At 72.2% G+C, this 23,527-nt stretch carries 22 protein-coding genes, 1 tRNA gene and 3 pseudogenes; 11 read left to right on the top strand and 15 right to left on the bottom strand.

Translation table 11 applies throughout. The annotated features are described in order from the left end of the window. The 5 genes and pseudogenes from ACZ3TI_RS39545 to mca all read right to left on the bottom strand — a co-directional run. The coding region (locus ACZ3TI_RS39545) for a 2-oxoglutarate dehydrogenase E1 subunit family protein (protein ID WP_465735228.1) at nt 1–362 on the bottom strand (362 nt) is incomplete at its 3' end. Between the two features lie 660 nt (nt 363–1,022). Continuing rightward, nucleotides 1,023–1,253, bottom strand: a complete 231-nt coding sequence (locus ACZ3TI_RS39540) for a transposase (RefSeq protein WP_465735226.1) — start codon at nt 1,251–1,253, stop codon at nt 1,023–1,025. Between the two features lie 93 nt (nt 1,254–1,346). Then, a pseudogene (locus ACZ3TI_RS39535) lies at nt 1,347–1,700 on the bottom strand (ABC transporter ATP-binding protein); the annotation flags it as partial. Between the two features lie 28 nt (nt 1,701–1,728). Further along, nucleotides 1,729–1,920: a hypothetical protein gene (locus ACZ3TI_RS39530; RefSeq protein WP_188297641.1), complete on the bottom strand. Its 192-nt coding sequence runs from the start codon at nt 1,918–1,920 to the stop codon at nt 1,729–1,731. A gap of 49 nt (nt 1,921–1,969) precedes the next feature. Further along, entirely contained in the window at nt 1,970–2,875 is a 906-nt protein-coding gene (gene mca / locus ACZ3TI_RS39525) for a mycothiol conjugate amidase Mca (protein ID WP_465735224.1), read from the bottom strand. Nucleotides 2,876–3,117: 242 nt separating this feature from the next. Between mca and ACZ3TI_RS39520 the strand changes: the two genes are divergently transcribed. Further along, entirely contained in the window at nt 3,118–3,531 is a 414-nt protein-coding gene (locus ACZ3TI_RS39520; protein WP_465735222.1) for a DUF4307 domain-containing protein, read from the top strand. Between the two features lie 322 nt (nt 3,532–3,853). Next, complete coding sequence (gene greA, locus ACZ3TI_RS39515; protein ID WP_402222588.1) at nt 3,854–4,354, top strand: transcription elongation factor GreA; 501 nt, start codon at nt 3,854–3,856, stop codon at nt 4,352–4,354. A 92-nt stretch (nt 4,355–4,446) separates the two neighbouring features. On the opposite strand, the gene ACZ3TI_RS39510 is transcribed toward greA, so the two are convergent. The 3 genes from ACZ3TI_RS39510 to ilvA all read right to left on the bottom strand — a co-directional run bounded on the left by ACZ3TI_RS39510 (nt 4,447) and on the right by ilvA (nt 7,850). Continuing rightward, on the bottom strand, nt 4,447–5,316 hold the full coding sequence (locus ACZ3TI_RS39510) for an ABC transporter permease (protein WP_465735220.1): 870 nt from the start codon (nt 5,314–5,316) through the stop codon (nt 4,447–4,449). Nucleotide 5,317: 1 nt separating this feature from the next. After that, entirely contained in the window at nt 5,318–6,436 is a 1,119-nt protein-coding gene (locus ACZ3TI_RS39505; RefSeq protein WP_465735218.1) for an ATP-binding cassette domain-containing protein, read from the bottom strand. A 202-nt stretch (nt 6,437–6,638) separates the two neighbouring features. Next, nucleotides 6,639–7,850, bottom strand: coding sequence for a threonine ammonia-lyase (ilvA, locus tag ACZ3TI_RS39500; RefSeq protein WP_465735216.1), 1,212 nt, complete (start codon nt 7,848–7,850; stop codon nt 6,639–6,641). Between the two features lie 123 nt (nt 7,851–7,973). On the opposite strand from ilvA, the gene ACZ3TI_RS39495 reads away from it, so the two are divergent. After that, nucleotides 7,974–8,456: a MarR family winged helix-turn-helix transcriptional regulator gene (locus tag ACZ3TI_RS39495; protein WP_465735214.1), complete on the top strand. Its 483-nt coding sequence runs from the start codon at nt 7,974–7,976 to the stop codon at nt 8,454–8,456. A gap of 51 nt (nt 8,457–8,507) precedes the next feature. On the opposite strand, the gene ACZ3TI_RS39490 is transcribed toward ACZ3TI_RS39495, so the two are convergent. Continuing rightward, nucleotides 8,508–9,662 (bottom strand): cystathionine gamma-synthase, encoded by a 1,155-nt coding sequence (locus ACZ3TI_RS39490; RefSeq protein WP_465735212.1) that lies wholly within the window; start codon nt 9,660–9,662, stop codon nt 8,508–8,510. A gap of 269 nt (nt 9,663–9,931) precedes the next feature. On the opposite strand from ACZ3TI_RS39490, the gene ACZ3TI_RS39485 reads away from it, so the two are divergent. From ACZ3TI_RS39485 to ACZ3TI_RS39470, 4 genes and pseudogenes are all read left to right on the top strand, one after another. Next, nucleotides 9,932–11,560: a M48 family metalloprotease gene (locus ACZ3TI_RS39485; RefSeq protein WP_465735210.1), complete on the top strand. Its 1,629-nt coding sequence runs from the start codon at nt 9,932–9,934 to the stop codon at nt 11,558–11,560. 113 nt (nt 11,561–11,673) lie between these two features. Next, nucleotides 11,674–12,804, top strand: coding sequence for a hypothetical protein (locus tag ACZ3TI_RS39480; protein ID WP_465735208.1), 1,131 nt, complete (start codon nt 11,674–11,676; stop codon nt 12,802–12,804). Nucleotides 12,805–12,925: 121 nt separating this feature from the next. Continuing rightward, entirely contained in the window at nt 12,926–13,591 is a 666-nt protein-coding gene (msrA, locus tag ACZ3TI_RS39475; protein ID WP_465735206.1) for a peptide-methionine (S)-S-oxide reductase MsrA, read from the top strand. 91 nt (nt 13,592–13,682) lie between these two features. Further along, nucleotides 13,683–13,796 (top strand): annotated as a pseudogene (locus tag ACZ3TI_RS39470) (cupin domain-containing protein); the annotation flags it as partial. A 46-nt stretch (nt 13,797–13,842) separates the two neighbouring features. On the opposite strand, the gene ACZ3TI_RS39465 reads toward ACZ3TI_RS39470, so the two are convergent. The 3 genes from ACZ3TI_RS39465 to ACZ3TI_RS39455 form a co-directional block, all read right to left on the bottom strand. After that, nucleotides 13,843–15,060, bottom strand: a complete 1,218-nt coding sequence (locus ACZ3TI_RS39465; protein ID WP_465735204.1) for a L,D-transpeptidase — start codon at nt 15,058–15,060, stop codon at nt 13,843–13,845. A gap of 246 nt (nt 15,061–15,306) precedes the next feature. Then, nucleotides 15,307–15,645, bottom strand: coding sequence for a hypothetical protein (locus tag ACZ3TI_RS39460; RefSeq protein ID WP_465735202.1), 339 nt, complete (start codon nt 15,643–15,645; stop codon nt 15,307–15,309). Between the two features lie 505 nt (nt 15,646–16,150). After that, nucleotides 16,151–17,551, bottom strand: coding sequence for a cystathionine beta-synthase (locus ACZ3TI_RS39455; protein ID WP_465735200.1), 1,401 nt, complete (start codon nt 17,549–17,551; stop codon nt 16,151–16,153). 252 nt (nt 17,552–17,803) lie between these two features. Here ACZ3TI_RS39455 and ACZ3TI_RS39450 point away from each other — a divergent pair, with 252 nt between their 5' ends. The 3 genes from ACZ3TI_RS39450 (at nt 17,804) to ACZ3TI_RS39440 (ending at nt 21,450) form a co-directional block, all read left to right on the top strand. Then, on the top strand, nt 17,804–18,940 hold the full coding sequence (locus ACZ3TI_RS39450; protein ID WP_465735198.1) for an SGNH/GDSL hydrolase family protein: 1,137 nt from the start codon (nt 17,804–17,806) through the stop codon (nt 18,938–18,940). A 63-nt stretch (nt 18,941–19,003) separates the two neighbouring features. After that, on the top strand, nt 19,004–20,224 hold the full coding sequence (locus ACZ3TI_RS39445; protein ID WP_465735196.1) for an acetyl-CoA C-acetyltransferase: 1,221 nt from the start codon (nt 19,004–19,006) through the stop codon (nt 20,222–20,224). 290 nt (nt 20,225–20,514) lie between these two features. Next, nucleotides 20,515–21,450 (top strand): hypothetical protein, encoded by a 936-nt coding sequence (locus tag ACZ3TI_RS39440; protein WP_465735194.1) that lies wholly within the window; start codon nt 20,515–20,517, stop codon nt 21,448–21,450. A 116-nt stretch (nt 21,451–21,566) separates the two neighbouring features. On the opposite strand, the gene ACZ3TI_RS39435 is transcribed toward ACZ3TI_RS39440, so the two are convergent. The 3 genes from ACZ3TI_RS39435 to ACZ3TI_RS39425 all read right to left on the bottom strand — a co-directional run bounded on the left by ACZ3TI_RS39435 (nt 21,567) and on the right by ACZ3TI_RS39425 (nt 23,101). Next, on the bottom strand, nt 21,567–21,935 hold the full coding sequence (locus tag ACZ3TI_RS39435) for a hypothetical protein (RefSeq protein ID WP_465735192.1): 369 nt from the start codon (nt 21,933–21,935) through the stop codon (nt 21,567–21,569). 86 nt (nt 21,936–22,021) lie between these two features. Next, the gene (locus ACZ3TI_RS39430; protein WP_465735190.1) at nt 22,022–22,879 is read right to left on the bottom strand and encodes a Bax inhibitor-1/YccA family protein; all 858 of its coding nucleotides are present in this window, start codon (nt 22,877–22,879) and stop codon (nt 22,022–22,024) included. Nucleotides 22,880–23,019: 140 nt separating this feature from the next. Continuing rightward, nucleotides 23,020–23,101: transfer RNA gene (locus ACZ3TI_RS39425), tRNA-Leu, on the bottom strand. 302 nt (nt 23,102–23,403) lie between these two features. Between ACZ3TI_RS39425 and ACZ3TI_RS39420 the strand changes: the two are divergent. Beyond that, nucleotides 23,404–23,527: pseudogene (locus tag ACZ3TI_RS39420) on the top strand (ABC transporter ATP-binding protein); the annotation flags it as partial.

Genomic DNA, 23,527 nt, shown 5'->3' with positions numbered 1-23,527 from the left:
CGGACCGAGGTCGCGGTCGGCACCTCCAGCGAGGCGTCCATGTTGGCGGCGACGGCCTTCGCCGGGCCACGCAGCTGGACCAGCTCGGGGCCGGCAGCGGCGGCGGGCGCGGCCGGGGCCGGGGCGACGGCCTTCTGGGCCGGGGGCGCGGCTTCGACTGCGGGACCAACTGTGCTGAAAGTCGCTTCGGTGCCGGGCTTGTACGAGACGAAGAAGCTCGACCAGGCTCGGTCGACCGAGTTGGGGTCCTGGAGGTACTTCTGGTAAAGCTCATCGACCAGCCACTCGTTGGCGCCGAAGGCCGAAGCCAGGCCGCCTTCCAGGGACTCAGTGGTGCTGGGCGTTTGGGATTCTGGCGACACGGCGACGACAGCCTCTTCTGTTTCCCTTGTTGCACGTTTGGGGTAGATCCTTCGAGGGCACGCTACTTCGCCCGGGAGAGACCGCGCAGGCAATCGGTCTGGAAACCGATGTTGCGCTGGTCTCAACCGCGCGGCTGCTACCGGCCCCCCGGCCACGGTCACAAAAGGTCGCATAAATACCCTTTAGAGCCCGCCCGATCACTGGGTCGATCCAGGCATGGCGAAGCACACGACTTCGCGCTTAGCCAGCTACGCCCTGCAATCGGCAGGTTCGGCCACTGCTTCGGACCGCGATAGATGTGCCGATCCCCCGCCCGGCAGACTTAACAACGCAGACTTAACAACACCGCGTACATCATCGAACCCCCTATCCGCGACACCGCGCCGAACATCCGGATTGGCGGCGCAGGGCGCCAGGCCAATGCTTGACTGTCAACCTAGAGTCGTCAGCGGCCCGAGGTTGGCCTAGCCTCGATCGTTCACGCGGACCTGGATTTTCCGCGTGCGCGCGTCTGCCTCGGATTGTCAGCCGGGGCCTGATTTGACCAATTCGCCCGGGTTGTTGTGGCTGCCTGGCGGTGTCGCACCGGTGGTGCCGGCTTCCATGGGCCGGGGGATTCGCTGCTCCTTTCTGCTCCTTGTCGGGGCAGGGCTCGCCGGTCAGCCGGGGGCAATGAAGGCTTGGATGTGGGCGAAGGCGTCAGCGGCGACGGCGCTCCAGGGCCAGTCGTCGGCGGGTTTGAGGACGCGGCGGCGGCCGCCGCTCACGAGCCGGGCTGGAATGTCGAGGATCCGCAGGCGGATGGTGTTGGGCTCGGCGTGCTGCAACTCGGTTTGGGTGAAGGCGAGTTGCTGGAGCCATACGGTCAGGTCGACGGCGATGGCCGGCATCCGCAGCTGCGAGGAGTCCCGCCGCTTCCACGAACGCGAGCGCGCTGAGGGCAAGCGACACCCACGCGGTCCGCGCCCTGGCGCGACGACGCGTCAACGTCCTGTGGGCCCATTGGCGTCGAAGGTGCGCATCCGTCCGAGCACCCGGTCGGGGCTCGGGCCGTGGAGCTCGTCGACGATGCGGCCGTCGGCGAGGAAGACGACGCGGTCGGCGTATGAGGCCGCCGCCGGGTCGTGGGTGACCATCACGACGGTCTGGCCGAGCTCCCGGACGCACCGGCGCAGCAGGGCGAGGATCTCGGCGGCGGAGCGGGAGTCCAGGTTGCCGGTCGGCTCGTCGGCGAAGACGATCCGGGGCCGGCCGGGGAGGGCGCGGACGAAGGCGACCCGCTGCTGCCGGCCGCCGGAGAGCTGGGCCGGCCGGTGGGGGAGCCGCGAACCGAGGCCGGCCCCGGCGCGGGACCGGCCCTCGGGCTCACTCCTTCGGGGCCTCCGGCTCCTCCACGAAGTCGACCTTCTTGAACTGCCGGTTCATCGACTTGGCCAGGAACCAGGTCGCCACGCCGAGGGCGGCGAAGACGACGAAGCCGAGGAGGCCGGGGGTGACCTTGGCGTCGTCGACGGCGAGGTCAGCGGCGAGGTGGACGAGGTTCACGGAGGCACTCATATCTCTATGGTGGCCCGGCTCACGGGGAGCCGGGCCCTCGGGGGGTGGTTCAGTCGCGCGTGTCGGCGGCCTCGGCGGCCAGGGTGGGGGTGCGCAGGCCGGCGAACAGGTCGTCCTCCGGCAGGTCCACGTCGACCAGCGTACGGGCGAGCTCGTAGTCCTCGGTGGGCCAGACCTCGCGCTGGACCTCCAGCGGCACGCGGAACCACGGGCCGTCCGGGTCGATCTGGGTGGCGTGGGCGATCAGCGCGCGGTCGCGGGTCTCGAACCAGTCGTCGCAGCGGACCCGGGTGGTGATCTCGCGCTCCTTGCGGCCGCTCTTCTCCCAGCCCGCGATCCACTCGCCGTAGGGCGACTCGTGGCCGTGCTCGGTGAGGTACTCGTGCAGGGCACGGATGCGGCCCATCGGGAAGCCGTGGTTGTAGTACAGCTTCAGCGGCTGCCAGGGCTCGCCGGCCTCGGGGTAGGCGTCCGGGTCGCCCGCGGCGTCGAAGGCCAGCATGGTGATCTTGTGGGTCATGATGTGGTCCGGGTGCGGGTACCCGCCGTTCTCGTCGTAGGTCGTGATGACCTGCGGCTTGAACTCGCGGATCAGCCGGACCAGCGGCTCGGCTGCCTCCTTGACGTCCTGCAGGGCGAAGCAGCCCTCCGGCAGCGGGGGCAGCGGGTCCCCCTCGGGCAGGCCGGAGTCCACGAATCCCAGCCAGGCCTGCTTGACGCCGAGGATCGCCCGCGCCTCGTCCATCTCCTTGCGGCGCACCTCGTGGATGTTCTCCTCGATGTACGGGTCCCCCTGGAGCTTGGGGTTGAGAACCGACCCGCGCTCGCCCCCCGTGCAGGTGGCCACGAGCACGTCCACACCCTGCTCGACGTACATGGCCATGGTGGCCGCGCCCTTGCTGGACTCGTCGTCCGGGTGGGCGTGCACCGCCATCAGTCGCAACTGCTCAGTCAACGCCTTGCGTTCCTTCCACATCATCGGGCGTTCCGCGAAGTCCGGGTCTGCCCACCGTACGAACCGCTCACTCCGGGACCGCGTCGCCGCGGGGCCGGCCTGCGGAAGTCGCCGACCCGGCCGAGCCCCGCCCCCGCCGGACCGGCCGCGGGCGTGTCCCTCCTATAGTGACGGACTGGAGGAGCGTCGCATTCCCCCCGCACCACCCGCGCGGCCCCTCCCCCAGGAGAGGACGGAGTCCGATGACTGCAGAGCCCACCGCCACCGCGCTGCCCGAGGGGCGCTACGGACGGGCCGGCGACCGCGATTCGGACCGCCGGCTGAAGGTGGTCGGCGCGGTCTGCGGCGTGCTGGGCCTGGGACTGATCGCTTGGCTGGGCGGCTCCTACCTGCTGCGCGAGACGAAGATCAACGGCTCGGTGCCGACCTTCCAGGTGCTCTCCGACTCCGAGGTCCAGCTGCACCTCGCCGTGCGCAAGGGCGACGGCCAGGCCGGGAGCTGCACGGTCCGCTCCCAGGGCGAGGACCACGCGGTGGTCGGGGTCGCCGACTTCCCGGTCCCGGCGACCGGCTCCAGCTACGACGCGGTGGTCACCCTGCGCACCACGTCCCGCGGCACGACCGCCGAGCTGCTGGGCTGCACGCCCACCGAGTAGGGACGCCCACCGAACAGGACGCCCACCGAGCAGGACGCCCACCGGTAGGACTCGAACGCCTGGCAGGGCGCATATTCGACCGGGGGAACGGGCATCCGTAGAAGGTCGCACTCCGTCCTGTACACCGCGGCGTAACGCCACCGTCAATGGCGCGCCAACGCCCCTCCCGCTTGTCGGCAGGACTTGTTAGGCTCGTGGTTTCGCCCCTTCCGCACCGGATGGTACGGGAGCGGGCGTTGCTTTGTAGTTGAGACCGATATACCACCAACCCTGCTGACGACTCACACCCTCAGCACAGCCCCAGCACCTACGAGGAGCACCCGTGACCCAGACCAGCGAGAACGTGACCTGGCTCACTCAGGCCGGCTACGACCAGCTCAAGGCCGAGCTGGACCACCTGACCGGGCCCTGGCGCATCGAGATCGCCCAGAAGATCGAGGCGGCGCGCGAGGAGGGCGACCTCAAGGAGAACGCCGGCTACCACGCGGCGAAGGAGGAGCAGGGCAAGTACGAGCTGCGCATCCGCCAGCTGACCCAGCTGCTGGAGCGCGCCAAGGTCGGCGAGGCCCCGGCCGACTCGGGCGTGGTGGCCCCGGGCATGGTCGTCACGGTCGCCTTCGACGGCGACGAGGACGACCTGATGGAGTTCCTGCTCGCCTCCCGCGAGGTGGCCGGCTCCGACAACCTGGACGTCTACTCCCCGCAGTCGCCGCTGGGCCGCGCGATCGACGGCAAGAAGATCGGTGACGAGGCCACCTACGACCTGCCGAACGGCAAGCCGGCCATGGTGAAGATCGTCAAGGTCGTGCCGCACGCCGGCTGATCCGGCCCCACGACGCCGAGGGCGGCCGCGCAGTCCGGGACTGCGCGGCCGCCCTTTCGCGTCCCCGGCACCACTCGATCAGGCGGGACCGCTCAGGCGGTGGCCGAACGGTACTTGCGCACCGCGAGCCACGAGAACACCGCGGTGATCACGAGCGACCACATCACCGACACCAGCGCCGCGTGCTGCATCGGCCAGGCGCTGTCCACCGGCCCGACCTGGTTGCCGAACAGCACCCGGCAGGCCTGCACGGTGGCGCTGAACGGGTTCCAGTACGCGATGCCCTGCAGCCACTCCGGCATCGAGCTGACCGGCACGAAGGCGTTGGACACGAAGGTCAGCGGGAACAGCCAGATCAGCCCGGCCGAGGTGGCCGCCTCGGGGCTGCGCACCGACAGGCCGATCAGCGCGCCGATCCAGGAGAAGGCGTAGCCGAGCAGGAGCAGCAGGCCGAAGGCGGCGAGCGCGTTGAGCACCCCGTCGTGGATCCGCCAGCCGACCAGCAGCGCGACCAGGCTCAGCACGATCAGGATGAAGCCGGTCTGGACGAGGTCCGCCAGGGTGCGGCCGACCAGCACCGCCGAGCGGGCCATCGGCAGCGAACGGAAGCGGTCCACCAGGCCCTTGGTCATGTCCTCCGCGATGCCCGCCGAGGCTCCGGCGGTGGCGAAGGTGACGGTCTGGGCGAAGATGCCGGCCATCAGGAACTGGATGTACGTGTGGGAGCTGGAGTCCACGCCGGGGATCCTGATCGCCCCGCCCATCACGTACGAGAACAGCAGCACGAACATGACCGGCTGCATCAGGCCGAAGACGACGATCTCCGGGATGCGGGTCATCCGGCGCAGGTTGCGCTTGGCGACCACCCAGGAGTCGTGCAGGGTGGCGGACAGCCCCCGGCGCTGCCGGGGCACCGCCGCGCCGATGGCGTGCTCGGTGGCGGCGCCCGTCTCGGTGCCCATCTCAGCGCTCCTCTCCGGCCGAGACGGCCTGCCCGCCCCGGCCCTGCTCGCCTCGGCCCTGCGCGTCCCTGCCCTGCGCGTCGCCCTCGCCGCCGGGCCCGCCCTTGCCCGGGCCGCTCCGGCTGCCCCGACCGCCCCGGCCGCGCCCCTTGGCGGCGGCGCCGCCCTCCTCGTCCTGCTGCTCGGCGACATGGCCGGTGAGGGTGAGGAAGACGTCGTCCAGGGTCGGGCGGCGCAGTGCGATGTCGTCGATCTCGATCCCGCGGGTGTCCAGTTCGCGGATGGCGTCGGCGAGCACCCGGGCGCCGCCGCTGATCGGCAGGGTGATCCGGCGGGTGTTCCGCTCCACCGTGGGCTCGCTCAGCGCGTAGCGGGACATCGCCGCGACGGCATCGGCGACCAGGCCGGGCTCGTGCACCACGACCTCGATCCGCTCGCCGCCGATCTGCGCCTTGAGCTGGTCGGCGGTGCCGCGGGCGATGAGCCGGCCGTGGTCGACCACCGCGATGTCGTGGGCGAGCCGGTCGGCCTCCTCCAGGTACTGGGTGGTGAGCAGCAGCGTGGTGCCCTGCTCGACCAGGGTCTCGATGACCCCCCAGAGCGCGAGCCGGTTGCGCGGGTCGAGGCCGGTGGTCGGCTCGTCCAGGAACATCACCGGCGGGCGGACGACCAGCGCGGCGGCGAGGTCCAGGCGGCGGCGCATGCCGCCGGAGTAGGTCTTGGCGGTGCGGTCCTTGGCCTCGGTGAGGTTGAACCACCCCAGCAGTTCGAGCGCGCGGGCCTTCGCGGCGCGGGTGCTCATCTGGTAGAGCTCGCCGACCATCGTGAGGTTCTCGAAGCCGGTCAGGTACTCGTCGACGGCCGCGTACTGACCCGACAGGCCGATCAGGCTGCGGACCTTGTCGGGGTGCTTGAGCACATCGACGCCGGCGACCACCGCGTGGCCGGAGTCGGGGCGGAGCAGGGTGGTGAGGACCCGCACGGTGGTGGTCTTCCCGGCACCGTTCGGGCCGAGCAGCCCGAGCACCGTTCCCTCGGGGACGTCGAGGCTGACGCCGTCCAGGGCTCTTACGTCACCGAAGGTCTTCACCAGGTTCTCGGCTTGGATGGCTGGCGCCATGGCCTGCCTCATCTCCTCGGACGTATGGAGCGATCCGTCCCACTCTGCCCCGTTTTCGGGCGGGCAAGCGACTCGATTTCCGACCCGTGGGACGCGAACGCGATGTATCGCGAGTTTCGCAGTACGCGATATATCGCGTCAAGGGTCACGGCTCCGCCACCGCTCCGGGAGAAGGACAGGGGAGAGCGGACGGATCCGGCGGCTAGCCGGAGACGACGTACCCCGAGTCCCGCAGCTCGCCGACCACCGCCTGACAGTGCTCCGGCCCCTTGGTCTCCAGGTGCAGGTCCACCTCGACCTCGGTCAGCCCCAGCCGCGGGTCGATCCGCACGTGCGCCACGTCCAGCACGTTGGCGTCCAGCCTGGTCAGCACGCCCAGCAGGTCCGCCAGCGAGCCCGGCTTGTCCGCCAGCCGCACCCGCAGCGACAGGTAGCGCCCGGCCGCCGCCAGCCCGTGCCGCAGCACCCGCTGCATCAGCTGCGGGTCGATGTTTCCGCCGGACAGCACCGCCACCACCGGCCCCTCGAAGGAGTCCGGCTGCTCCAGCAGCGCCGCGATCGGAGCCGCCCCGGCCGGCTCGACCACCAGCTTCAGCCGCTCCAGGCCGAGCAGCAGCGCCCGCGACAGCGCGTCCTCGGAGACCGTCCGGATGCCGTCCGCCAGCGTGTTGACCACCTCGAAGGGGATGTCCCCCGGGCGCCCGACCATGATCCCGTCGGCCATGGTGGCGAAGTGCTCCAGCGACACCGGCCGCCCGGCCGCCAGCGAGGGCGGGTACGCGGCCGCGCCGGCCGCCTGCACCCCGACCACCCGGACGTCCGGCCGCAGCGGCTTGACCGCCGCCGCGATCCCGGCCAGCAGCCCGCCGCCGCCCACCCCGACCACGATGGTGCGCACCTCGGGGCACTGCTCCAGGATCTCCAGCCCGACCGTCGCCTGCCCGGTGACCACGTCCCAGTGGTCGAAGGGGTGGATGAACACCGCGCCGCTCGCCTCCGAGTAGCGCTGCGCGGCCTGCAGCGCCTCGTCCACGGTGGCGCCGTGCAGCCGTACGTCGGCGCCGTACTCCCGGGTGGCCGCGACCTTCGGCAGCGGCGCCGCGACCGGCATGAACACCGTCGAGCGCACCCCCAGCAGCGCGGCCGCCAGCGCCACGCCCTGGGCGTGGTTCCCGGCGCTCGCCGCCACCACCCCGCCGGCCCGCTGCACCGGGGAGAGTCCCGCGATCCGCACGTACGCCCCGCGCAGTTTGAACGAGCCGGTGCGCTGCAGGTTCTCGCACTTCAGGTGGACCGGCGCGCCGATCAGCCCGGACAGGTGCCGACTGCCCTCCATCGGGGTAACCCGGGCGATCCCGACGAGCATCTTCTGGGCGCCGCGGACGTCGTCGAGGGTGATCGGCCAGTTGTGCATGCCGCCTAGGTTAGGGCGCGGGGCGGCGGCAATCCGGGACGCCGGGCCTGTTCCCGGGTCCGCCGTGCCCGCGTACGCTGCTGGTTCTGAGCCTCCCTCACCGCACGACGATCGTGAGCCGCGATGACGACGACCTCGCCCCAGGCCACCGACCGCACCGACCCCGTGCACACGCAACTCCAGTACCAGCTCGCGGTGTTCGCGCGCCGCATGGAACAGGTCCGGACCTCCGGCGGCGGGATCGGCGCGCTCGACCGGGCCGCCTACCTGCTGCTCGACCGGCTGGACCGGCACGGGCCCGCCAACGTCAAGGCGCTGGCCGAGTCGCTGGGCGTGGACTCCTCCACGGTGACCCGCCAGGTCGCCCCGCTGGTCGCGGCCGGGCTGGTCGGCCGGGTGCAGGACCCGGCCGACCGCCGCGCCGTACGGCTCGCGCTGACCTCCCACGGCGCCGGACGGCTCGACGAAGTCCGGGACGGCCGGGCCGAGTTGACCCGACGCCTGGTGGCCGACTGGCCACCGGAGGAACAGCGGGCGTTCTGCGCCCTGCTGGCCCGCTTCAACCTCGCGATGGAGTCGTACACGGCGGACCAGCAGGGACAGTGAGGGCAGTCAGGGCGGCGAGGCACGCGAGGTCCGCGAGGCCCGCCGACCGTTTCAGCCCAGCGCCTGCTTGAGGTCGGCCAGCAGGTCGTCGATCGACTCGATGCCGACCGAGACGCGCACCAGGTCGGCAGGCACCTCCAGGGCGGAGCCCGCCACCGAGGCGTGGGTCATCCGCCCCGGGTGCTCGATCAGCGACTCGACGCCGCCGAGCGACTCGCCGAGGGTGAACAGCTGCGCGCGGTTGCAGACCTCGACGGCCGCCTCCTCGCCGCCGGCGACCCGGAACGAGACCATGCCGCCGAAGGACTTCATCTGCTTGGCGGCGATGTCGTGGCCGGGGTGCTCGGGCAGGCCCGGGTACAGCACCTGGCTGACCTTGGGGTGGCTCGCCAGCAGCTCGGCGACCTTCTCCGCGTTGGAGCTGTGGCGGTCCATCCGGACGCCCAGCGTCTTGATGCCGCGCAGCACCAGCCAGGCGTCGAACGGGCCGGAGACGGCGCCCATCGCGTTCTGGTGGTAGGCGACCTCCTCGCCGAGCGCCGCGTCGGCCAGCACCAGCGCACCGCCGACCACGTCCGAGTGGCCGCCCATGTACTTGGTGGTGGAGTGCACGACCGCGTCCGCGCCGAGCGCGATCGGCTGCTGCAGGTACGGGCTGGCGAAGGTGTTGTCGACCACCAGCAGCGCGCCGGCGCCGTGCGCGATCTCGGCGAGCGCGGTCAGGTCGGTGATGCCCAGCAGCGGGTTGGACGGGGTCTCCACCCACACCGCACGGGTGTTGGGGCGCAGCGCCTCGCGGACGGTGGCCAGGTCCTGGGTGTTGGCCACGGAGAACTCGACGCCCCAGCGGGTCAGCACCTTGGCGAAGAGCCGGAAGGTGCCGCCGTACGCGTCGTTGGGGATCACGATGTGGTCGCCCGGCTTGAGGATGGTGCGCAGCAGGGTGTCCTCGGCGGCCAGGCCGGAGGCGAAGGCGAGGCCGCGCGCGCCGCCCTCGAGCGCGGCGAGGCACTCCTCCAGCGCGGTGCGGGTCGGGTTGGCGCTACGGCTGTACTCGTAGCCGCCCCGCAGGCCGCCCACCCCGTCCTGCTTGTAGGTGGACACCTGGTAGATCGGCGTGACGACGGCCCCGGTCTGGGGGTCTGCTTCCTGACCCGCGTGGATGGCGAGGGTCTCGAAGCCCTGGGGAAGCTGGTGCTCGGTCATGGCTCCGAGCCTAACGGCCGAATGCCGTCAAGCCCTCCCGAATCGGAACTCGGTACGAACCCGCAGGTGGGAGCGGGGGTACGGGGCCCGCAAACGGTAGTGCGCCGGCCCTCGACGGCCGCTACCATCTCCACCTGCCGCACACCTGTTCATCACTGTCGGCACCGTTCACCACGTGGCCGTTCACCACGTGACAATCGCGCGCGCCGCCCTGCCGTCGCGCCCCCCGGGGAGGACCACGCATGGGCGCGCCCCAGCGTTCCACTGGCATGAGCACATCCAGCCGAGCCGTCACGGCCGTCGCCCTGCTCGCCGGCTTCTACCTGCTCGCCCTCGGCATCCTCGTGAGCCTGCTCGCCCTCGACATCGCCCTGTTCCAGGCGTCGGGCCACCTCAGCCCGGGGCTGGCCAAGATCTGGGCGCTGTCCGCCGCGATCGGCTACCCGGTGGTCCGGGTGGTGTTCCTGACCCGCCGCCGCAAGGACGACGGCGATCTGCCCGGCGTGCCCCTGACCCGCGAGCAGCAGCCCGCCGTCTGGGGCATGGTCGACCGGATCGCCGAGCGGACGGGCGTCCGCGGACCGGCCGAGATCCGGCTGGTGCCCGAGGTCAACGCGGGCGTGCTGGAGGAGACCAGACTGCTCGGACTGATCCCCGGCAAGCGCCACCTGGTCATCGGCGCCCCGCTGCTGATGGGCCTCACCGAGGGCGAGCTGGAGGCCGTCCTGGCGCACGAGTTCGGCCACTACAGCAACCGGGACGTGCGCCTGGCCGGCGTCACGCTCGCCGGCCGCCGCGCCGTCCTGCACACGGTCGGCGGGCTCCACCAGCGCGCCGACCGGCACCAGGCCGAGGAGGCCGCCAAGCTGGCCGCCAAGGCCGAGAAGCGGCTGGCCAAGGGCCGCAAGCCCTCCACCGTGGAGGCCGGCGGTGGTGTCGACCGGGTCCTCGCCAGGCTCTTCACCCTCTACGCCAAGCTCTACTTCCGGGTCTCCGAGGCGGTCGGCCGCCGCCAGGAGTACGCCGCCGACCAGGTCGCCGCCCAGCTGGCGGGCCGGGACGCCACGGCCGCCGCACTGCGCAAGATCCCGGTGCTGGTCTCCGCCCAGGACTTCTACCTGGGCCGCTACGCCACCATCGGCTGGGACGCGGGTCTGCTCCCGCCCCCCGGCCAGGTCTACGGCGGCCTGGCCCACCTGCTGAGCGACCCGAAGCGCCGTGAGGAGTTCGCCGAGTACGCGCTCGAGCTGCCAGAGGAGCAGCCCGACCCGTACGACTCGCACCCGCCGATCGACCGCCGGGTCGCCGCGATCGAGGCGCTGCCCGACGACGGACGCGGCTCCGGTGCCACCGCGCCGGCCCTCACTCTGCTGCACGACGCCGAGCGGGTGCTGACCGAGCTGGAGGTCGTCTCGCTCGTCCCCGAGGCGGCCCGCAAGCAGCGCGTCGAGTGGCCCGAGCTGGTCCGCACGGCGATGCTGACCCACGCCCGCGAGGCGGCCGTCCCGGCCGGCCGGGCGCTGTCCGAGCTGGGCCTGCCGCCCACCGTGCACGGTCTGCTCGACGCCGTCGACACCGGCCGGGCCTGGGAGTTCACCGACCGGCTGCCCAAGAGCGAGCAGGCCGCCGCCGCGACCGGCCGGGCCGCCCGCGAGTTCGCCCGTCCCGCGCTGCGCGAGGAGCTGGCGCACGCCGCCGTCGTCGCGCTGGCCGAGGCCGGGCTGGCCGGCTGGGAGCTCTCCTGGTCCCGGCCGGCCGAGCTCCGGCTGCCGGACGGCTTCGCGGACGCCTTCGACACGGCCCTCGACGCCGCCTGCACCGACGCGCCGGACACCGCGCCGCTGCGGACCCTGCTCGCCCGGGCCGGCCTCCCGTCGCCCACCGCCCCGGCCGCCTGACCGGGCCGACTGTCCGACCGGCCCGGCGGACCGACCGCCGGGCCGCTGCCGCGTCTCGTCACGGCTCGTTCGTCACGCCACGCCGCGTTCGTCACGCCACGGAAGGAGCTTCCTTGATCGGCATCATCGTGTTCGCCGTCGTCGGCCTCGTCCTGCTGTTCCCGGTCGTCATGACCAGGCTGGCCAAGCGCAAGCTGGCCCAGCTGGAGCGGGCCAAGGCCACCATCGCCCGCCACGAGGCTCGGGTCGCCGAGGAGGAGCGGGCGAAGAGCACCATCGTCCCGGCCGACCACGGGCTGCTGCTCGGCAAGGACCTGGTCCTGTTCGGCGATCCCGGCCCCGAGGAGACGAAGGCTCTCGACGCCGCGAAGGCCGGCGACTGGCGGCCGGTCGCCGCCCACCTCGCCGCCGAGGGCACCCCCGATGTCCGCTGGCGGCGGCTGTTCTGGTCCGCCGACCTGGCGGCGGAGGACGACTCCTGGCTGCGCGCCTGGCGCGCGGAGCGGCCGCAGGACCCGACCGCCGCGCTGCTGAACGCGAACGCGCTGGTCGGCCTGGCCTGGAGGATCCGGTCCAGCGCCCGTGCCAGCGAGGTCTCCCGCGAGCAGTTCGAGGGCTTCCACCGGGTCCTCAAGGAGGCCGACGAGGCGTGCGCGGAGGCGGCCGAGCTCGCCCCCGACGACCCCAACCCGTGGGCCGCCCGGATCGGCGTCGCCATGGGCCACAACTGGTCCAACGACCGGTTCCGGGAGCTCTGGGCCGAGCTGACCGCGCGCGACCCGCACCACTGGGGCGCCACCAACCGGGCACTGCAGTACTGGTGCCAGAAGTGGCACGGCAGCCACGAGCTGATGCACGCCTTCATCGACGAGGCGATCGCCGCCGCCCCGGCCGGCAGCCTGCTCGCGCCGATCAAGCTGGAGGCGTACTGGGAGCAGTTCGCCCGGGACCGCGAGAAGCAGAGCGCGTGGCAGCGGCCGGAGGTCGGCGCCGCCCTGGACGCCGCGCTCGCCGACCTCGCGGCCGCCGACCCCGACCACATCCGCATCACGTACACCCGCGGCTGGCTCGCGTACGGCCTGACCCGGGCGGGCCGGGCGTCCGAGGCCCTGGAGCAGTACCAGGCCCTCGGCCGGTTCATCCCGCCGCCGTTCACCAACTTCAACGATCCCCGGCAGGCCTTCGTCGACCTGCGGATCGACGCGGTCCAGGGAGCGGTCGCGGCGGCCGGGCAGCAGGCCTGACCGCAGCGGGCCCGACAGCGGCGGGCCGGCGGGGAAGCGAACGCGGGGCCGCTCCCGGAATCCGGGGGCGGCCCCGCGCGTTCAATACGGGGCAACCCTCCCTACCCCGCTGGAGCAGGCCGTGCTGTTCGACCGCCACAAGACCTCGCTCGTCCCCGCCGACCGGGCGCTGCCCGGCCGGGAAGCCCCGTCCTTCGAACTGCGCACCCCGCACACCGTGCTCGGCCACCTGTTGCTCGGCCCGTACCCGGAGGGGCTGGAGGTGGCCGACTTCGGGCTGGGCTGCTTCTGGGGCGCCGAGCGGACGTTCTGGCGCCTGCCCGGCGTCTGGACGACGCTGGTCGGCTACCAGGGCGGCTACACCCCGAACCCGACGTACGAGGAGGTGTGCAGCGGGCTGACCGGGCACACCGAGGCGGTCCGGGTGGTGTACGACCCGGCGGTGGTCTCCTACGAGCGGCTGCTGAAGACCTTCTGGGAGGCGCACGACCCGACCCAGGGCAACCGCCAGGGCAACGACGTGGGCACCCAGTACCGCTCCGCGGTCTACACCCACTCCCCCGCCCAGGCCGAGGCCGCGGCGGCCTCCCGGGACGCCTTCCAGCCGGCCCTGACCGCCCTCGGCTACGGCCCGATCACCACCGAGATCGCCCCGGCCGGCCCGTTCTTCCCGGCCGAGCCGTACCACCAGCAGTACCTGTCGGAGGCCAAGAACCCCAACGGCTACTGCGGTCTCGGCGGCACCGGCGCCTCCTGCCCGATCGGCGTGGCCCGCACCCAGGGCTGACCGCCGGCGGGCAGGGAACGACGGGGAGCGGCCACCCGAGGGGTGACCGCTCCCCGGTGCGGGCGCAGACTGGAAAGGCCAGCAGGGGCGGCCCGGCCCCGGCGACTTCATGGTCTGCCCGCCCGGGCACGACGCCTGGGTCCTCGGCGACGAGTCCTGCGTGGTCATCGACTGGCAGGGGTTCGCGGACTACGCGAAGCGCTGAGGCACTTCGTGACCGGGGCGCACCGCCCCGGTCACCCGGCCACCGGTCAGACGGCGCTGCCGGCCTTCCAGTCGGCCCAGCCCATGTTCCAGCCGTTCAGCCCGTTGTCCGGGGCGACGGTCTTGTCGCCGGAGTTCACGACCTCGACCACGTCGCCGACCATCGAGGACTTGTAGAACTTGTAGCCGTCCGTGCCGGCGTCCTGCGCGCCCTTGGCGTCCTGCAGGCCGACGCAGCCGTGGCTGGTGTTCTGGCCGCCGAAGATCGACGCCGAGGACCAGTAGTTGCCGTGGATGAAGGTGCCCGAGGTGGTGAGGCGCTGGGCGTGCGGCACGTCCGCGATGTCGTACTCGCTGCCCAGGTTGACGGTCTGCGAGTTCATCCGGGTCTGCGTGTACTGCTCGGAGATGACCATCTTGCCGCCCCAGGTGGTGTGCTCGGGCGAGCCGCCGGAGATCTTGTAGACGGCGCTGACCTGGCCGTCGGTGGTGACGGTGAGCTTCTTGGTGGCGAGGTCGGCGACGCTGGTCTGGGCGCGGCCGACGGTGAAGCGGACGTCCTTGGACTGGGTGCCGAACACGCCCTTGGCGCCCTCGACGTCCTTGAGCCGCAGCTTGAGGGTGACCTTGGTGCCCTTGGCCCAGTACTCCTGCGGCCGGAAGTCGAGGCGGGTGCTGGAGAACCAGTGGCCGACGATCTCGACGCCCGGCTCGGCTATCACGGTGATCGCCGCCTGGACGGCCTTGCGGTCGGTGATCGGCTTGCTGAAGTTGATCGAGACGGGCATGCCGACGCCGACCGTCGAGCCGTCCTCGGGGGTGAAGTAGCCGACGAAGGTGTTGGCCGGGGTCGCGGTGGTGAAGACGGCGTTGGAGTCCGCCTCCAGCTTGTCCTTGTCCACGGCGACGGCGGCGACGGTGTACTTGGTCCCGCTCGCGGGGGCGGCCGCCGAGGTCCAGCCGGTGTTGTCCGCGGAGAGCTGGCCGGCCAGCTCCTTGCCGGTGGAGTCGGTGACCTTGACGCTGCTCAGGGTGCCGTTGCTGACGGTGACCTTGACCGGATCGCTGAAGCTGGCGGAGGTGGCCCCGTCGGCGGGGGTGACGGTGATCACGGCGGCGGAGGTCTTCGGGGTGCCGCCGCTCCCGGCGCCCGCGCCCGGGTTGCCGCTCGCGCTGCCGCCGGAGCCGCTGCCGCCGCCGTTGTCGCTGTTGTCGTTGCAGGCCGCGAGCAGCAGGACGGGCGCTCCGATCAGTCCCGCGAGCACACCGCGTCGGCTCCAGCTTCCTCCGGCCGCCCGCCCCTGAACGTCCCGTGCCGTCACGTCGCGTCTCCCTGCTGATCATCCGGGCATTTACGGATACAGAAACGCAATCCGCCCGTTCACGGTTCCATCACCGAAGGGTAAGCGATCGTATGAGATGACCAAACTTCCCCCCGAACAGGGACAAAACGCCCGGCCTGCCGTGGCAGACCGGGCGTTTTGCGGGCGGGTGGTGACGGCGCGCCGTCGCTACTCGGCGGATCCGTCCACCGCGTACTCGTCCCACTCCTCGCTGTCGGGGTCGAACTCGGTCTGCGCCGACTCCCAGGTCGCCGAGGCGAGCTCCACCCCGGGGACGTCGCCGAGCAGCGCGACGGGGTCGATGAAGTGGGCGAGCGAACCCGACGGGTCCACCTCGATGGCCTCGACGGACTGCGCGCGCTCCTCGTCGTCGAGGTACTCGTCCTCGGTCACCGCCTGCAGGGCCGCCGCCTTGAGGGCGCCCTCGTCGGTGATCTCCGCGATGAGCTCGATCTTGACCCGGACGTAGCGCGGGGCGTCCTGGTCGGTCGTTTCAGTGCTGGTCATGCGTGCGAGCGTACGGGAACGGCGGCCCACCCGGGGCACGGGACGTGGGCGCGGAGAGCGGGCCCGGGCGCGGAAAGCGGGCACGGGCGGCCCGGGGACGAACGGAAGGGCCGGCCCCTCAGAGAAGGACCGGCCCCACCGTCTCCCCGCATGGGCTCCCCCACCCGGGAGCCGCGGGGACGCGCCGTACGGCGCGGTGCGGCCGCGGGAGCCGCCACACCCTGTGACCCCGGCCGGAGCCGGGCAGGGGCGGGACGACGGCGCCTCCCGCGAAGGGAGGACACAGCGGCCGGGTCAGGGCCACCCGATGTGTCCTGAGTCGACCGCGGTCGCCGGGGAGCCGCTCCCGGACGGTTGCCGTCGCCTCGTTCGGCGTCGTGCCGTTGACCACAACGATGACGGACCGTTGTTAACCACGTGCTGCGGGCAGGTGACGCCGGTGTACCACTTCGCCCGTGGACGAACCCTCCGGATCCGTCCACGGGCGAGCGGCGGTGACCTCGCGTCAGTGCGCGGCGCGACCGGTCAGGTAGCCCAGGAGGTCCTGGCGGGTGACGATGCCCTGCGGCTTGCCCTCGACCAGCACGACGGCCGCGTCGGCCTTCTCCAGCACGGTCATCAGGTTGGTGACGGTCTCGCCCGAGCCGACCACCGGCAGCGGCTTGGACATCACCTTGTCGAGCGTGTCGGTCAGCTCGATCTCCTTGGCGAAGATGCCCTCCAGCAGCAGCTTCTCCACCACCGAGCCGATGACCTCACCGGCCATGATGTCCGGGTGCCCGGCGCCCGGGGAGACCACCGGCATCTGCGAGACGCCGTACTCGCGCAGCACCCGGACCGCCTCGGCGACCGTCTCGTTCGGGTGCATGTGGACGAACTGCGGGACGCCGCCCTGCTCGATGGACTCCTTGCGGGCCAGCACCTCGCCGATGTGCGCCTCGTCGGTGGAGGAGGGCAGGAAGCCGTAGTCGGCCATCCAGTCGTCGTTGAAGATCTTGGACAGGTAGCCGCGGCCGCCGTCCGGCAGCAGCACCACGACGACGTCGTCCGGCCCGAGCTTCTTGGCGACCTCCAGCGCGGCCACCACGGCCATGCCGCAGGAGCCGCCGACCAGCAGGCCCTCCTCCTTGGCCAGGCGGCGGGTCATCTGGAACGAGTCCTTGTCGGAGACGGCGACGATCTCGTCCGCGACGTTGCGGTCGTAGGCGGTCGGCCAGAAGTCCTCACCGACGCCCTCGACCAGGTACGGCCGGCCGGTGCCGCCCGAGTAGACCGAGCCCTCCGGGTCGGCGCCGATCACCTTGACCTTGCCGCCGGAGGCCTCCTTCAGGTAGTTGCCGGTGCCGGAGATGGTGCCGCCGGTGCCGACGCCCGCCACGAAGTGGGTGATCCTGCCGTCGGTCTGCTCCCACAGCTCCGGGCCGGTGGAGTAGTAGTGCGAGGCCGGGTTGTCCGGGTTCGAGTACTGGTCCGGCTTCCAGGCGTTCGGGGTCTCCCGGACCAGGCGGTCGGAGACGTTGTAGTAGGAGTCCGGGTGCTCCGGGGCGACAGCGGTCGGGCAGACGACGACCTCGGCGCCGTACGCGCGGAGGGTGTTGATCTTGTCGGTCGAGACCTTGTCAGGACAGACGAAGATGCACTTGTAGCCCTTCTGCTGGGCCACGATCGCCAGACCGACACCGGTGTTGCCGGAGGTCGGCTCGACGATGGTGCCGCCCGGCTTGAGGGCGCCCGAGGCCTCGGCGGCCTCGATCATGCGCATCGCGATGCGGTCCTTCACCGAGCCACCGGGGTTGAAGTACTCGACCTTCGCCAGCACTGTCGCGCTGATGCCCTCGGTGACCTTGTTCAGCTTGACCAGCGGCGTGTTGCCGACCAGGTCGATGATCGAGTTGTGGTACCGCACGGGGGTCCTCCCGGTCTGTGGGCATGCGAGTGCTTTCGGTACTCCAAAGGGTAGGCCGTGGCGCGCACCCGGACTGCCCTTCCGCCCCTGCAGCCACAACCGCCCTCCCCGGCGGCTACCTCCCCCGGCCCCGCGCAGCGGCCCCCCACCTCCGCCCAATGGCCCACCCGCACCGGTACTGCCGCCCTCCACGCGGGTAGGAGGGGGGTACGACCCCGCTGGGGGCGGCACGAGGACGTGAAGGGGGTCCGGATGCCAGGCGCACACGACTCGCGGGCCCGGGTGGCCCGGCGGATCGCCACCGCGGCGGCGTACGGCGGCGGCGGACTCGGACTGCTCGGCGTGGGCCTGGTGGGCCTGCTGCTGACCGAGAGCAAGCTCGCCATCCAGGCCATCGGCGTCCTGGAGACCGCCCCACCCAAGGCCGACGGCGTGTACGGCGAGGCCTTCGCCGACCACGCCGCCGCCCCGCAGCCGCCGCTCGTGCTGGCCGTCCTCGGCGACTCCACCGGTGCCGGGCTCGGCGTGGCACGGGGCCGGGAGACCCCGGGCGCCCTGCTCGCCGCCGGCCTGGCCTCGGTGGCCGAGCGCCCGGTCCGGCTGGTCAACGTGGCCCGCTCCGGCGGCCGCTCGGCCGACCTCTCCGGCCAGCTGGAGCAAGCCCTGCCGCACCACCCGGACGTCGCGGTGATCATGGTCGGCGCCAACGACGTGACCCGGCACAGCCCCGCCCAGCTGGCCGTCCGCCAGCTCGGCGAGGCCGTCGCCGCACTGCATGCCAACGGCTGCGAGGTCGTCGTCGGCACCTGCCCGGACCTCGGCACGATCAAGCCGGTGCGCCCGCCGCTGCGCTGGGTGGCCCGCCGACTGAGCCGGCAGCTGGCCGCCGCGCAGACCATCGCGGTGGTGGAGGCGGGCGGCCGGACGGTCTCGCTGGGCTCGCTGCTGGGCCCGGAGTTCGCCGCCCGCCCGGAGATGTTCTCCGCCGACCGCTACCACCCCTCGGCCCAGGGCTACGCGACCGCCGCGATGGCCGTGCTGCCCTCGGTCTGCGCGGCGCTCGGCCTCTGGCCGGAGGAGGAGCGCCCGAACGCGCCGGTCCCAGGCGAGACGGTGCTGCCGGTCGCGGTGGCCGCCGCCGCGGCGGCCGGGCGGTCGGGCACCGAGGTGGCGGCCGTGGAGGCGGCGGGCGCCGGCCACCGCTGGGCCCTGCTGCGCCGGCGGCTGCGGATCGGGCTGCCCGGCTCGGCCGTGTTCGGCGCGGCGGTCGCCGGCTCGGGCGACGCCGAAGGGTCCCGTCCGGCCCCGGACCCCGACCCGGCCCCGGCCCCTCCCGCGGGCCCCGGGAATACGTCGGCCAGCTCACACGCTGGCGCGGGTGACGCTTGACCTACCAAGCGGTAACTTTCCTCCCGGACGTCAGGTCCGCAGTCACCCAGCGAGGAGCCCGTCATGCCCGAAGCCGTCATCGTCAGCGCCGCCCGTTCGCCGATCGGCCGGGCTTTCAAGGGCTCGCTGAAGGACGTCCGCCCGGACGACCTGACCGCCCACATCATCCAGGCCGCCCTTGCCAAGGTGCCGGAGCTCGACCCGCGCCAGATCGACGACCTGATGCTGGGCTGCGGCCTGCCCGGCGGCGAGCAGGGCCACAACCTCGCCCGCATCGTGGCCGTCCAGATGGGCATGGACTACCTGCCCGGCGCCACCATCACCCGCTACTGCTCCTCCTCGCTGCAGACCACGCGGATGGCGCTGCACGCGATCAAGGCGGGCGAGGGCGACGTCTTCATCTCGGCCGGCGTGGAGACCGTCTCGCGCAGCATCCACGGCACCTCGGACGGCATGCCGGGCACCATGAACCCGCTCTTCGACGAGGCCCAGGCCCGCACCGCCAAGCGCGCCGAGGAGGGCGGCGGCGAGTGGCACGACCCGCGCGAGGACGGCCTGCTGCCGGACGCGTACATCGCGATGGGCCAGACCGCCGAGAACCTGGCCGCGCTCAAGGGCATCACCCGCGCCGAGCAGGACGAGTTCGGCGTCCGCTCGCAGAACCTCGCCGAGGCCGCCATCAAGGCCGGCTTCTGGGAGCGCGAGATCACCCCGGTGACGCTCCCGGACGGCACCGTGGTCAGCACCGACGACGGCCCGCGCGCCGGCGTCACGCTGGAGGGCGTCTCGGGCCTGAAGCCGGTGTTCCGCCCGGACGGCACCGTGACCGCCGGTAACTGCTGCCCGCTGAACGACGGTGCGGCCGCGCTGGTCATCATGTCCGACACCAAGGCCCGCGAGCTCGGCATCACCCCGCTCGCCCGGGTGGTCTCCACCGGTGTCAGCGCCCTCTCCCCCGAGATCATGGGCTACGGCCCGGTCGAGGCCTCCAAGCAGGCGCTCCGGCGGGCCGGCCTGACCATCGACGACATCGACCTGGTCGAGATCAACGAGGCCTTCGCGGCCCAGGTGATCCCCTCCTACCGCGACCTCGGCATCGACCTGGACAAGCTGAACGTCAATGGCGGCGCGATCGCGGTCGGCCACCCCTTCGGCATGACCGGCGCCCGGATCACCACCACGCTGATCAACTCCCTGCAGTGGCACGACAAGCAGTTCGGTCTGGAGACCATGTGCGTCGGCGGCGGCCAGGGCATGGCGATGGTCATCGAGCGCCTCAGCTGACCCTCCCCACCCCCTCCGAAGGGTCTGGACCACCCATTTGGAGTGACACTGCGTAATTGAGGGCCGGATCACACCGCGAGGTCGATCCGGCCCTCTTTCCGTTCGTTTTCGACCCGGAAATCGACACTGCGGAGCGGATCAACTCCACTGCGTAGAACGGTGTTACCTAACAATTTGGGGACAAGAGCGAAAGTCCGGGATGAATTAGACATTCGCCACTGCGGTAACACCCCCGGATGCGGCAGTGTGGACACGTAACCCCGTTCCGCTCCTCGCTAGGAGTACGTTCCGTGAGCGCCGTCTACACCATCCTGCTGCTGATCCTGATCGCCCTGTCGACCGCCGTGCTGCTCCGCCTCCGGGCAATCTCCCGCCGACTGGACGCCCGGGCAACGGCCCTGCCCGCGCCGGTGGACGAGGCCGCGATACGCCGGGCCGTCGCCGAGGCGCTCGCCGCCGACCGCGAGCGGGAGATCACCGAGGCCCGCGCGTTCTGGGCCGAGCAGGAGGCCCGCGCGGCCGAGGACGCGCCGCTGTTCGACTCCCCGTTCACCGGAGTGTTCTCCGGCACCGACGAGTGGCCGCTCTTCTTCCCCCGCCCCACCGGCCCGCAGGACGCCGCCGACAACGCCGGGACGATGGACCCGGAATTCGGCGAGGCGCTGCGCTCCGCGCTGGAGGACCTGATCAACGAGGGCGGCACCGGCTCGGCCGAGCCCGGCACCGACGGCGGCGCACCGCTGCGCCCCGGCCACCCGGCGGGCGAGGCCGGGAAGGACACCCGGGCCCGCCGTGAGGCCGACCTGCTGGCCACCGGCCTGGAGGCCGGGCTGCTGGACACCGACCCGGCCGTCGAGGAGGCCCCGGTCGCCGCGCCAGACCCGCGCCGCCACCCCTCGCACCCCGACTTCGTGCCGAGCCAGGCGCCGTCCCGTGAGTGGACCGACACCCGGCTGGCCACCCTCGCCGAGGAGGGCGTCGCCCTGACCGACGTCCGCCCTGGCCCGCTGGGCACCCTGGACGTGTACGCCTTCGCCGACGGCACCACGCTCTGCGTGGCCCCGGGCGACCGGGAGGCCGCCTACCGGCTGATCGACGCGGTCCGCGCCGGTGAGCACGTCCGGCTGCTCGGCGGCTCGCGGTTCTCCGGCTCGTACTCGCTGACCTTCTCCACCGACGAGGAGGCCGTCTACGTGCTCGCCGACCGGGTGGTCGCCAGCATCTGACGCCGGTTCAGCAGCACCACTCAGCAGCACCGCTCAGCAGTACGCGCGCCGAAGGCCGGCCGGGTCAAGGGGTTACCGACCCGGCCGGCCTTCGGCGTGTCCGGCTCCGGGGCGGCTCAGGCGCAGAGCGCCGCCGTCCCGCGCACCGCCGCCACCGCCCCGGCCAGCACCTCGGCGACGGCCGCGGACCCGTCCGGCAGTGCCACCTCGGCGCCCTCGGGCAGCACCGCGAGCGCGGCCGCCAGGTCGTGCCCGGCGACGGCCAGCTGGTCCCCGGCGGCGAAGGCCCCGGCGTCCGGGAAGTCCCGCTCCGGCCCGCCCTCCGCCGCCAGAGCCAGCGCGGCCAGCCGCCGGGCCAGGTCCAGCGCGGCCGCCGCCCGCGAGGCGTACCCGGGCACGGCGCCCAGCAGCTTGCTCTGCGGCAGCGAGCGGAAACGATCCGCCAGGGAGTCGACGGCTTCGACCAGGGGCTCTACGTCATGCATGGCAGCGAGCCTAGGCGAAAAGCCGCCGGGCCCCGGAGCGATCGGCTCCGGGGCCCGGCGGCAGTGGTTCACGGCGGGAGGCCGCGTCAGTCGTCGCCGCGCAGGATCGCGATCAGTCGCAGCAGCTCCATATAGATCCAGACCAGCGACAGGGTCAGCCCGAAGGCGGCCCGCCAGGACTCGCGCTGCGGGGCGCCCTGGGCGATGGCCTCCTCGACCGCCGCGAAGTCCAGCGACAGGAAGAAGGCGCCCAGGCCGACGCCGACCAGGCCGACCACGATGCCCAGCGGGCCCGAGCGCAGGCCCATGTCCGCGTGGAAGAACACCGACGCGACCAGGTTGACCAGCATCAGCAGCACGAAGCCCAGGGCGATCGCGATGCCGATCCGGGTGTAGCGCGGGGTGACCCGGATCCTGCCGCTCTTGTAGGCGAACAGCATCGCCGCGAAGACCGCCGCCGTGCCCAGCACCGCCTGGATCACGATGCCGTTCAGCACGGTGTTGAAGGCGTGCGAGACGGCGCCGAGCGCGAAGCCCTGGAGCGCCGCGTACGTCAGGATCAGCGCCGGGCTGACGCTGCGCTTGAAGGCGATGCCCAGGTAGACGATGAAGGCGACCATCGAAGCCGCGCCCGCGTAGCCGTAGTTCTCGAACGGCAGCGTGAACCAGGCCACCGCACCGGCGGCGACCATGGTCAGCAGCGTCATCGCGGTGCGGGCGACCACGTCGTCCAGCGTCATCCGCCCGGTGGCCGCCGGACCGGCTGACGGCCCGTTGTACAGCTCGTACAGCTGCTCGTCGGTCATCGGGGCCTGGCCCGGCTGGGCGTACTGCGTCCCCGCGTAGGGGTTGTGACCGGGCTGGGTGTTGGCACCGAACCCCGCGTAGCCGGAGTCGCGGGTGAAGGACCCCTCCCGCGAGAAGACCGGGTTGCTGCTTCTCATTGCTCATTCCCTCCGTGGCGGCACTGCACCGCCCGTGCACAAGGGTAATGGCTTGGCAAAAATTCCGGCATACGCCGCGAGGAGGATCCGGTGAACGACGCCCGGCGGGGACGCCGTCGGCGCCCCCGCGGGTCGATCGGTGCCCGGAGCCGGACTCGAACCGGCACGGCCTCACGGCCAAGCAGTTTTAAGCTGCCCGTGTCTGCGTTCCACCATCCGGGCGTCCTGCGAAACCACCCTGAGCCTAGTCGCCCGGATCACTCTTTCGCATGTTCCCAGCCCCGCAAGTTGTCATGTTTCCTTGCCATCTGACGAACTGTTTGGGATTCGGCCACGAAGCATAGCGGTTCCGGCCACCCGCGGGACGCCGACCGGCCCTCAGGGTTCCCGTCATACCGCAGGAGGATGGGCACATCGCCGCGTACACCCAGCGGCGGTCGGGCCAACCGTCCGGTGGAGCGACGCCAGACCATGATCACGTCGCGGAGCATGGAGGTAAAGCCCACGAACGCAAGGAGCCCCCCGTGACCCCGTCGACCGCAACCGCCGTCCGCACCGGCCGGGCGGCCGCCCGCGCCACCGGCCTGAACAAGGTCTACGGGGAGGGGGAGACCCGCGTCGTCGCCCTGGACAACGTCAGCGTCGCCT

Source organism: Kitasatospora sp. NPDC023120 (assembly GCF_055560835.1).
The sequence above is the reverse complement of the archived record's forward strand: the minus strand, read 5'-3'. Positions and strand labels throughout refer to the sequence as shown.

What these genes read in the sequence shown, in the direction of transcription:
- ACZ3TI_RS39510 (WP_465735220.1), bottom strand. Translation starts at nt 5,316, where the DNA reads ATGGGCACCGAGACGGGCGCCGCCACCGAGCACGCCATCGGCGCGGCG.
- ACZ3TI_RS39435 (WP_465735192.1), bottom strand. Translation starts at nt 21,935, where the DNA reads ATGCATGACGTAGAGCCCCTGGTCGAAGCCGTCGACTCCCTGGCGGAT.
- ACZ3TI_RS39460 (WP_465735202.1), bottom strand. Translation starts at nt 15,645, where the DNA reads ATGACCAGCACTGAAACGACCGACCAGGACGCCCCGCGCTACGTCCGG.
- ACZ3TI_RS39445 (WP_465735196.1), top strand. Translation starts at nt 19,004, where the DNA reads ATGCCCGAAGCCGTCATCGTCAGCGCCGCCCGTTCGCCGATCGGCCGG.
- ilvA (WP_465735216.1), bottom strand. Translation starts at nt 7,850, where the DNA reads ATGCACAACTGGCCGATCACCCTCGACGACGTCCGCGGCGCCCAGAAG.
- ACZ3TI_RS39485 (WP_465735210.1), top strand. Translation starts at nt 9,932, where the DNA reads ATGAGCACATCCAGCCGAGCCGTCACGGCCGTCGCCCTGCTCGCCGGC.
- ACZ3TI_RS39505 (WP_465735218.1), bottom strand. Translation starts at nt 6,436, where the DNA reads ATGGCGCCAGCCATCCAAGCCGAGAACCTGGTGAAGACCTTCGGTGAC.
- ACZ3TI_RS39495 (WP_465735214.1), top strand. Translation starts at nt 7,974, where the DNA reads ATGACGACGACCTCGCCCCAGGCCACCGACCGCACCGACCCCGTGCAC.
- ACZ3TI_RS39520 (WP_465735222.1), top strand. Translation starts at nt 3,118, where the DNA reads ATGACTGCAGAGCCCACCGCCACCGCGCTGCCCGAGGGGCGCTACGGA.
- ACZ3TI_RS39490 (WP_465735212.1), bottom strand. Translation starts at nt 9,662, where the DNA reads ATGACCGAGCACCAGCTTCCCCAGGGCTTCGAGACCCTCGCCATCCAC.
- ACZ3TI_RS39530 (WP_188297641.1), bottom strand. Translation starts at nt 1,920, where the DNA reads ATGAGTGCCTCCGTGAACCTCGTCCACCTCGCCGCTGACCTCGCCGTC.
- ACZ3TI_RS39450 (WP_465735198.1), top strand. Translation starts at nt 17,804, where the DNA reads ATGCCAGGCGCACACGACTCGCGGGCCCGGGTGGCCCGGCGGATCGCC.
- ACZ3TI_RS39430 (WP_465735190.1), bottom strand. Translation starts at nt 22,879, where the DNA reads ATGAGAAGCAGCAACCCGGTCTTCTCGCGGGAGGGGTCCTTCACCCGC.
- ACZ3TI_RS39540 (WP_465735226.1), bottom strand. Translation starts at nt 1,253, where the DNA reads ATGCCGGCCATCGCCGTCGACCTGACCGTATGGCTCCAGCAACTCGCC.